The organism is Pseudorhodobacter antarcticus, from assembly GCF_900110135.1.
Taxonomy (GTDB): domain Bacteria; phylum Pseudomonadota; class Alphaproteobacteria; order Rhodobacterales; family Rhodobacteraceae; genus Pseudorhodobacter; species Pseudorhodobacter antarcticus.
This window is the reverse complement of the sequence record NZ_FOCO01000069.1, coordinates 1-9277: the sequence shown is the minus strand read 5'-3', so window position 1 is coordinate 9277 and position 9277 is coordinate 1. Positions and strand designations below refer to the sequence as shown.

Annotated in this window: 8 protein-coding genes, 2 pseudogenes and 1 other annotated feature; of the genes and pseudogenes, 9 read left to right on the top strand and 1 reads right to left on the bottom strand. The window is 50.1% G+C overall.

The window, feature by feature from the left end:
* A partial coding sequence (locus BMY36_RS18060; protein ID WP_139194113.1) for a transposase occupies positions 1 to 257 on the bottom strand: 257 nt, incomplete at its 3' end.
* A 164-nt stretch (positions 258 to 421) separates the two neighbouring features.
* On the opposite strand from BMY36_RS18060, the gene BMY36_RS18055 reads away from it, so the two are divergent.
* The 9 genes and pseudogenes from BMY36_RS18055 to BMY36_RS20345 all read left to right on the top strand — a co-directional run.
* Complete coding sequence (locus BMY36_RS18055) at positions 422 to 1585, top strand: ATP-binding protein (RefSeq protein WP_050521040.1); 1164 nt, start codon at positions 422 to 424, stop codon at positions 1583 to 1585.
* A gap of 25 nt (positions 1586 to 1610) precedes the next feature.
* Positions 1611 to 1697 carry a BrnA antitoxin family protein gene (locus tag BMY36_RS20920; RefSeq protein ID WP_244888701.1) on the top strand — a complete coding sequence of 29 codons (87 nt, stop codon included), beginning with the start codon at positions 1611 to 1613 and terminating at the stop codon, positions 1695 to 1697.
* 384 nt (positions 1698 to 2081) lie between these two features.
* Positions 2082 to 2624, top strand: a complete 543-nt coding sequence (locus BMY36_RS18045; RefSeq protein WP_050521044.1) for a recombinase family protein — start codon at positions 2082 to 2084, stop codon at positions 2622 to 2624.
* Positions 2625 to 2846: 222 nt separating this feature from the next.
* A pseudogene (locus BMY36_RS18035) lies at positions 2847 to 4116 on the top strand (IS3 family transposase).
* Positions 3170 to 3288, top strand: a sequence feature (AL1L pseudoknot). It overlaps the preceding pseudogene by 119 nt.
* 142 nt (positions 4117 to 4258) lie before the next feature.
* Positions 4259 to 5467 carry a glycosyltransferase family 2 protein gene (locus tag BMY36_RS18030; RefSeq protein ID WP_231579783.1) on the top strand — a complete coding sequence of 403 codons (1209 nt, stop codon included), beginning with the start codon at positions 4259 to 4261 and terminating at the stop codon, positions 5465 to 5467.
* Positions 5464 to 5862 carry a GtrA family protein gene (locus BMY36_RS18025; RefSeq protein ID WP_050521042.1) on the top strand — a complete coding sequence of 133 codons (399 nt, stop codon included), beginning with the start codon at positions 5464 to 5466 and terminating at the stop codon, positions 5860 to 5862. The genes BMY36_RS18030 and BMY36_RS18025 overlap by 4 nt, the downstream gene beginning before the upstream one ends.
* Positions 5823 to 6530, top strand: a complete 708-nt coding sequence (locus BMY36_RS18020) for a methyltransferase domain-containing protein (RefSeq protein WP_074819050.1) — start codon at positions 5823 to 5825, stop codon at positions 6528 to 6530. The genes BMY36_RS18025 and BMY36_RS18020 overlap by 40 nt, the downstream gene beginning before the upstream one ends.
* A 171-nt stretch (positions 6531 to 6701) precedes the next feature.
* Complete coding sequence (locus BMY36_RS18015; protein WP_074819045.1) at positions 6702 to 8684, top strand: hypothetical protein; 1983 nt, start codon at positions 6702 to 6704, stop codon at positions 8682 to 8684.
* Between the two features lie 396 nt (positions 8685 to 9080).
* A pseudogene (locus BMY36_RS20345) lies at positions 9081 to 9277 on the top strand (IS481 family transposase); the annotation flags it as partial.

Genomic DNA, 9277 nt, shown 5'->3' with positions numbered 1-9277 from the left:
CGGACCTGATATTCGATCTGGTCGTCGGAAAGGTTGTAGAGCGCGCTCAGAACCAGCGTCTTGAACATCAAAACCGCGTCCATCGGCTTGCGTCCCGCGCGGGACTTGCGATCCGCATCCGGCTTGCGCCAGGCTCGCTCAAGGGTGGGACGGAACTCCTCCCACGGCACGACGGTGTCAATCTCGACCAGCGGGTCCTTCTTGGCATCCAGACTCGCGTAACGGTCCGAAAGATCGAAAAAACCCATCTGCGCCATCGCCGCATCCCCACCGCCAGTTCACTGTCCCACCATACCGCAGTGTGGGCGGTGGGGCAATTTATAGAGGTGCCCTAGTGTCTAAGGATGTATAGCTAAGTATAGCTTTTTATTTTATACAAGCTTATACTTAGTTAGAGATACCTATAATTTGGAGTATTAGGATGGACCCCTACCGTAATCCATTTGCCCCCGGAGCAGGAAGCAGGCCTCCTGAATTGGCAGGGCGTGATCACATCCTGGAAGCCGCTAAGATCGCATGTGGCCGCGCCTTGCTGGGGCGCAATCCGCGATCCATGATGCTTCTTGGATTGCGGGGAACAGGCAAGACAGTCTTACTGAATGAGATTGGTCGCATTGCAGAAGAACAAGGCTATTTCATCTCAAAAATAGAGGCCCCAGAACACCAAAGCCTCGCGCGACTTCTTTATCCAGAAATGCGTAAGGTTTTACGCGCACTATCATCAATAGAAGCTGCAAAACAACTTGCACAACTTGGCCTCAAAGGCCTTCGCGGCTTCGCGTCGATATTCAAGATCGAGGTGGCTGGCGCGGAAATTGGCGTCGAACCCGAACCTGGGCTCGCCGATAGCGGTGACATTCAATTCGATCTCCCAGACCTCTTCACAGCCATTGGGAAAGCAACAAAAGCTGGGGGCAGGGGTTGGGTGCTACTGATCGACGAGGTGCAATATCTATCTGAAGCAGACCTATCCGCTCTCATCGTATCAATTCACCGAATGTCACAAGAGGGTTTGCCCGTGATTATGGTTGGCGGAGGTCTTCCACAGATTGCCCGCCTTGCTGGTGAGGCCAAATCCTACTCTGAAAGACTCTTCCTCTATCCAGGTGTCGGCGCGCTCGACCCAGCATCCGCAAGAAAAGCGGTAGAAAAGCCTATCGTCGAGGAAGCTGCCGCTATCTCACCTGATGCCCTCACACAGATAGTGACAAAAACACAGGGCTATCCTTTTTTTCTGCAGGAGTGGTCATCTAAGGCCTGGGACAATGCCGAAGGCCCGGAGATCACTATACATGATGTAGACAATGCCTATACCGAAACCCTCGCATCACTCGACGACGGTTTCTTTCGAGTGCGCCTCGATAGGCTGACGCCAAAGGAAACAGAATTTGTAACAGTCATGGCCTCACTTGGGGATGGTCCTTATGCCATGAGCGATATTGCGAAGGCTTTGGGTAAAAAACTGTCTTCGCTTGGTCCGGTGCGCGCAAACGCTATCTCGAAAGGGATGATTTACAGCACTGAGCACGGTTTTCTTGACTTTTCAGTTCCGCTTTTTGCGGAATTCATGCGCCGTCAAGCATAGGCTTACTGCGCGGGTAGATGCCGACGTGCTGGCGTGGCTCAAGTCGCAGGGCAAAGGCTACCAGTCCCGCATGAACGCGATCCTGCGGGACGCCATGCTGAACACCAAATAGCGAGGTTGCAGACTACAAAACGCTGACTGACATTGTTTGACACGCCCGAAGTGTTGGCTAAGTGCTTGAACTGCCGTTGGGCTGGACGGCAGTTCAAAAACGAGGGTTACAGACCTTAGCGCGTAGCGCTGCGAAAGTGCCCACACCGACCTTACTGCTGAAATGTGCATACCGAAGTATCGGTCAGCAATGGGATGTACCGGCCCTAGCTTGCTCTCTGGCTAATATTGCATCATCACAAGCGAACTCAATAGTTACATTGAACTCTAGCCAGATGTTACGGTAACAGCCAATCTGAATTACGGTAACATCAGGGCTATAATTGATTTACTTGTTACTGTTTCGGCGCTACTCTAGAGTCAGATGTTACTAGTGGAGAGCAAAATGGCTATTATCGGTTATCGGCGCGTAAGCACGATCGACCAGAATCTTGATCGTCAGGACCTTGGTCAGGTTGATAAGACTTTTGAGGAGAAACTGTCAGGCAAGTCAGCAGCGGATCGTCCGGCCCTTCAGGAGATGATTCAATATGTGCGGGATGGCGACAGTATTATAGTTTACTCCATCGACCGTCTTGCGCGTGACCTTCGTGATCTACAGGACGTGATCCAGACGCTAAATGACAAGGGTGTAGCAATTACATTCCTATCAGAGCGCCTGACGTTCTCGTCGGATGCTGAGGACGCTTTCGCCAAGCTACAACTACAGATGATGGGCGCATTCGCTGAGTTTGAGAGAAATATCATCCGCAAGCGACAGGCTGAGGGCATTGCCAAAGCAAAAGCCAAGGGGATCTACAAGGGTGGCCGGAAGGTGATCAATAGGGACAAGGTCCACCAACTCAAGGGTGAAGGTCTCTCCACCTACAAGATTGCAGAAGCCATGGGTATCAGCCGTATGAGCGTCCATCGTATCCTGAACCAGTAGGGCGCAAGTATAGAATGTGCCAAGTGTTATCGCTATAATCTGATAACATTAATTATGTAATATAATGGTTTTTAGTGGAGTGGCCTCCTGACTGAAGGCTCTTTTTGGGGGTGGCAAAGCCTGCAGGATCTTGCCCGGAGAGCCGGACCGGGGAACGGCGGCACACGCGGTATGAATCGCCCCGGGTTTACTGGAGGGTAAAACTCTCAAAGGATGAGCCCCATGGAACAGAAAAAATCTCCCCCGAAGTACACGGCTGAATTTCGCGAACGCGGCGTTCGGCTTTTCCAAGAAAACCGTGGCAACTATAGTAGCGACAACGCGGCGTTTAAGGCAATCGCGCCCAAGCTGGGATGTTCTCCTGATAGCCTGCGTATCTGGTGCCAACAGTCTGAGCGCGATGCCGGTGCGCGATCTGGGCTAAGCAGTGCAGACAGGGATCGGCTCAAGGCACTGGAACGGGAGAATAAGGAGCTTCGTACTGCCAATGAGATCCTGAAGAAGGCGTCAGCGTATTTTGCCCCCCCTCTCGGCGATGCAAGCATCGCCTGCCGGGCAGCGGGACGGAGCTCGACCGCCCGTTCCGCAGATGACCGCTTTTATTGAACAGCAACGCGATGCTTTTGGGGTCGAGCCGATCTGCTGTGTTTTGCAGATTGCCCCAGCAACCTATTATGCGCGTGCGGCCATTACCAGAAACCCTGATCTGGCTTCAGATCGCGCCAAGCGCGATTTGGTTGACGCCAAAGAAATAGGCCGGGTTTTCAAGGCGAGCAGGGGTCGCTACGGGGCCCGCAAGGTTTGGCATCAATTGCGCAGAGAGCAGCATGATATCGCGCGGTGTACCGTCGAAAGGCTCATGCAGATGCTTGGTTTACAAGGCGTTAGGCGAGGAACGAAGCGAACGACCATTCCTGATCCAGCGCAGCCCTGTCCTGATGATAAGGTTAACCGCGAGTTCTCGGCGACGGTGCCAAATCAGCTTTGGATATCTGACTTTACTTACGTTTCCAGCTGGGTTGGCATGGTCTATGTGGCCTTTGTCATTGATGTGTTTGCCCGCAAAATCGTGGGCTGGCGTGTATCAACTTCGATGACAACGGGTTTTGTTCTTGATGCCCTCAACCAAGCCATTTGCCAAAGATGTCCGGAAAACGGTAGCGGATTGATTCACCACTCGGACCGCGGGTCACAATATTTGTCCATAAAATACACCGAGAGATTGACCGATGCGGGCATCGATCCTTCGGTCGGCAGTGTCGGCGACAGCTATGATAACGCCATGGCCGAAACCATCATTGGCTTGTTCAAAACCGAGGTCATCAACTTCATGGGGCCTTGGAAGTCTGTGGGCCAAATCGAATGGGAAACCATGGCTTGGGTCAGCTGGTACAACTCAGAACGACTGCACAGTGCCATCGGCTATGTCCCGCCCCAAGAAGCAGACGAGGCATTCTATGAAAGCTTGAACCAAGATCAAAAAGCTGCGTAACATTTGAATAAATCACCCTCCGGTAAACCCGGGGCGATTCAAGCGCCCATAAGCGAAGCTAGTATCATCGGCCTAGGTTTGGCCAAGAACGCATTCAGGCGCTGGGTGATTTGAGACAGCGGCCTGCGACATGGGGAATATAGTGAAAAAAGGATTCGAAATGCTGGGTAATGTTGGGATGGAAGACGAAACCGTCGGGGTAGGACTCGGTATTGAACTCACTATATTGATGCCATGTCTTAATGAGGCCGAGACCCTCGAAGTGTGCATTCGCAAAGCAAAAAAGTTCCTAGAAACATCTGGAATTGTGGGGGAAGTGCTTATAGCTGACAACGGCTCAACGGATGAATCCTTGGAAATTGCCCATTCGAACGGTGCTCGTATTGTTCACGTCCCCCGCCGCGGCTACGGAGCAGCTCTTCTTGGTGGAATTGAAGCCGCCCAGGGTAAGTTTGTGATTATGGGTGATGCTGACGACTCCTATGATTTTGAAGCTCTGCAGCCGTATGTAGATCGCTTGAGAGCTGGCGCTGATATCGTGATGGGGAATCGCTTCAAGGGCGGTATTGCTCCTGGCGCGATGCCCTTCTTACACCGGTACCTTGGAAACCCTGTGCTCAGCTGGCTGGGTAGGTTGTTCTTTGATATTCCTGTTGGTGATTTTCATTGCGGTTTACGGGGTTTTTCTCGCGAACGGATTGATGCTCTTAACTTGCGAACGACCGGTATGGAATTCGCGTCTGAGATGGTCGTGCGCGCCTCACTCGATGGATATGTGATCGATGAGGTTCCAACAACTTTGAAGCCGGATGGCCGCTCAAGGCCACCTCACTTACGTACATGGAGAGATGGCTGGCGTCATCTCAGTTTTCTACTCATGTACAGCCCGCGCTGGCTTTTTCTTTACCCAGGCTTCGCACTAATTGCATTGGGCGCACTGGCCGGTGTATTTTTATTTCCTGGGGCCTTGGAGATTGCCGGAATTGGCTTTGACATCCATACTTTAGTTGTCATGAGTTTCCTGTTGGTCGTCGGGACCCAATCGATCTCATTCGCAGTTTTATCCAGACGCTTTGCCGCTGCACATCAGATGATGCCGCCTTCTCGGTATTCTGTTTCGCTTCAGGCGCTCACTCTGGAGAGGCTTCTTGTAGGGGCGGGCATTCTCTTCGTCGGTGGGGTTCTTGGTTTTATTTATTGTGTGTTCCAATGGGCTGCGGCCGAGTTTGGTCCGCTTGAATACTCTGAAATGTTGAGGGTCCTAATTCTATCTATGACCTCTATTACTATGGGTGGACAGCTTGCGCTGACGGCATTCGTGTCCTCAATCGTTGAAATTCCCACTCGATGATCTTGGGGAATATTCGAACGATTTTATTTTATTTTGGAGTAGGTGGTTTCAGTGCCGCAGTCTATGTTGTCTTGGCCACTTTACTTACCAAAGCCGGAATGACAGCGTGGATAGCAAGTGCAATCTGCTACCTTCTGATCACGCCTTTCGCCTATTTGGGCCAGCATCGGTGGACCTTTGCCTCTAAGTCCGAACACATGATTGCTTTCCCTCGATACTTAGCGTTGCAAGCTCTGGGTTTGAGTTTGGCCTCTCTGTTGCCTCTGCTTTTGGTTGATCAAGGGATTCAGCCGACGCTGATTTTTGCAACGGTTGCCGTCACTGTTGCAGCATTAAACTTCGTGCTTATGAAAATTTGGGTCTTTGTCAATTCCAAAGAAAATCAAGAGGAATAATTTTGAAAAATATTCTCAATAAAGTACACTCGTCGGCCGTAATGAAGCGCCGCGTGAGAGTCTTGGCTCAGGCGCTTGCTGAAATGTTTGACTCTGCTGGGACAGTTCTCGACGTCGGCTGTGGTGATGGAACGGTTGCGCTCTCGATTGAAAAGCTGAAGCCTGCTTTAGAGTTTTCGGGCGTCGACGTGTTCCTAAGGCCGACGGTTGCGATACCCGCCATCGTCTACGATGGTAAAAGGATACCATACGAAGATGAGGCGTTTGATTACGCCATGATCGTGGATGTATTACACCACACAGACGATCCGGCTGCCGTTCTTGCTGAGTGCATGCGGGTAACTAGAAAAGGTGTGGTTATTAAAGATCATCTTGCCGAAGGCTTTGCCGCAAGACCAATTCTTCGTTTCATGGATTGGGTTGGGAATAGAGGTCACAATGTACGGTTGCCTTACAATTACCTTGATAAGGAAGAATGGCGGAGGGTTTTTAAACAAATTGGGTCCCAAGAAATTAATGCTAAAGTCAAGCTTGGTCTTTATCCAGCTCCATTCGGGTATCTTTTCGATAGATCGCTCCATTTTGTTGCCCGGATTGATGAGACTAGGCGCAGCAACGCCGTAAATGCCGTTTCCAAAAATACAGGAATTTTTGATCACCCAGAATGAGTATATGTTTGATTGGGCTACTCGGTTTTTTTCCATCGGGTTGTATGGCGATCCGTTTCACGGAGCCACTATGTTTTCACAGTTGCTTAATGAGGTTTGAGTAATGGAAACTGGAAAACTTCTAGGTTTTCCCACCACACTGAACCTTGTTGAATCAGTAAGGAAACTTTCATGCATACTGAAGATAGAAGTCGATTGGTATTCTTACTCACTTTTGCGGTAGTAATTATCTTTTACTTGGCTCTCATCAGAGACTACCCAATTTTGGCACTGACATTTGCAGGACATGATGATGCGCTGTTTTTTAGGGGGCTTGAGAATATTAAACGTGGCAATTGGCTTGGCAGGTACGATAATCTGACCCTCGCCAAAGGCCCTTTGTTGTCAATGGTCGGTGCTCTAAGCACAAGTATAGGTATCAAGGCCAAGTTTTTTGAAGCCGTTTTATACGCAGCATCCATAGCAACATTTGCCTATTTCGTGCGGCGTTTAGGATTGTCGAGAGCGCTTGTTCTGGTTTTAGTCATTCTACTCATATCGAACCCTTATATTTGGAGCGACAGTGGACGCCGTTTCCTAAGAGAGGGCCTATATGTATCGTCTGCTATGATGGTTCTCTGCTTGACCGTTATGATGGTTCGTGCACGTGAGAACAAAACAGTAATACGATATTCAATCGGCGTTGGTTTGTTTTTGGGTTGTATGTATTTAAACCGCGAGGAAGATATTTGGATTATCAGTGGCGTTGTGTTGGTAATTATCCTGAGCGTTTTGCGAAAGGCACTGAGAGATGGCGTGAATCTTAACTTTTCGCTACCTAGATCATTTGCTGTGTGTTTATTATTTACCGGCGTTGGTGTCGGCTTAAGCGTAGGCCCGGTTCTATTCGCCAACAAAATAAAATATGACCGTGCCATTGTCTCAGAATTCCGAGCGCCAGAGTTTAAAGCTGCAATTGGGGCGCTGATGCGTGTGGGCGATAAGCATCCTTCTGGGTATGTTCCAGTGCCTCAAGCAGCTATGCAGACGGTTTTTGAAACATTTCCGGTGACCAAATCCATTCAACCTTACTGGTCGGCTCTATCAGCTAATTGGTCGGTGGCGGGACAGAACCTGATACCTGGATATTCCGGAGAGGTCGCTGGTGGTTGGTTTGTATGGGCTTTCCGTGACGCCGTGGCGATGGCAGGGCATTATGAAACTGCAGCGCAGGCGCGCGCCTTTTACACTGAGTTGGCTGCGGAAATAAATGCCGGATGTGACGAGGGAATTATCGAGTGCCGCCCCCGTAGAGACACCTTAAGACCGGAGCTACTCCCGGAGAGATTTCCAGATTTTCTAACGGGTTGGTGGAGCGCGCTCGTTTATACTACCTCGTTGGCAACCAATCCCATCGCCGCCCCCCGCAGCACCGAAAGTAGTGCAGGTTTACATAGGTGGTCTGAATCGATTGGGCCGATTGTAGCCGAATTTGAGGGTTTCAGGGTAACGGGTTGGATTGCTCACCGTTCACTGACACCTACTGTACAAAGCATTGTTGAACTTTCCCAATGTGGGGGTCAACTTACACTTGGGTCGGGTATAGACGTCGAAGCATCCTATGGCTCTTCAGGCATTAAAGCGGTTAGGTTCGATTTTTTTACTAAATCAATGGAATCTGATTGCGACAAATTATTGCTTTCAGCTGGCATTTCTCGTATAATTGTTCCAATTGGGGAGTTTGGCGAAGGTCCGTTTGAGGTAAATGAGCCCTTCTTCGGATACTTAGATGGTGTTCAGCGACCTTATGATCAAGCATTTCTGCCCAGCTCCAATGAGAACCTGAGGCTTGCAATTATAAAGTTTCTAGTTGCGTTTTGTGCATCAATCACTCCAGTTTTGATTGCAGTGGCTACGATAGGGCTCATACTTAACGCCTTATATTTCAGAAATAGCATTAGAAATGATTGGTTGGTCATCCTTTCACTGGGGGCCGCGGCCTTGGTGATTGGTCGTTGTGCAATCATTGGATATATTGACGTTACGTCTTGGAGGGCTATAAACACTGGATATTTAGGACCAGCATATCCGTTTGTGATTATCTACGCTGTACTTGGAACAGCGGTATTCATAGATATACTAAAGGGCGCAATGTCGAGATATCGGATTTTTTAGCCGGAAAATAAACCTTTAGATATTTTACATTCTGTTCTCCGCGTCGGTGTTTGATGCCCCTATGTTTGCCAAGGAGTGGCTTTTGGGGGGCTGATACTGGAGAGTGCAGGATCGTACGTTAAGCGCCCTAGCTCACTGTTTTGGCCACCTGTAGTCGCCCGTGAGCAGAATATGCGCCCATCCGAGGGGTGAAGTGTGAGCCAGAAGCGCCGGTGAGTGCGCATTCCACGAAAGTTGGGCAGCTGAATGAGGTGCCCCTAGCTGTTCCATCCCGGATGATCACATAGACCCTCTGCGATCTGCTTTTTTTATGGCAAGATCGGTTTTGAGGGAGTGCAGCGGATCAGAAAACAATCCGGGGGACTGTTTTCCCGCCAACCGGAACGGAGGGCGACCATGCTGATCCAGCTTCACAAGCAAGCAACGACGACGCCGAAAGTTCGAGCTGCGATCCAATCCAGCAATGAGGCTGCGTCGGTTTTGGCCGAACGGTTTGGCACGACCGAACAGACGGTGTATAAATGGAGGCCCAGAGACAGCGTTCAGGATCGCAGCCATACTCCGCACCGATTGCAGACCACTCTCACTCCGGC

Coding starts and splice junctions, on each gene's coding strand:
- BMY36_RS18045 (WP_050521044.1), top strand. CDS start 2,082: ATGGCTATTATCGGTTATCGGCGCGTAAGCACGATCGACCAGAATCTT.
- BMY36_RS18025 (WP_050521042.1), top strand. CDS start 5,464: ATGATCTTGGGGAATATTCGAACGATTTTATTTTATTTTGGAGTAGGT.
- BMY36_RS18055 (WP_050521040.1), top strand. CDS start 422: ATGGACCCCTACCGTAATCCATTTGCCCCCGGAGCAGGAAGCAGGCCT.
- BMY36_RS18015 (WP_074819045.1), top strand. CDS start 6,702: ATGCATACTGAAGATAGAAGTCGATTGGTATTCTTACTCACTTTTGCG.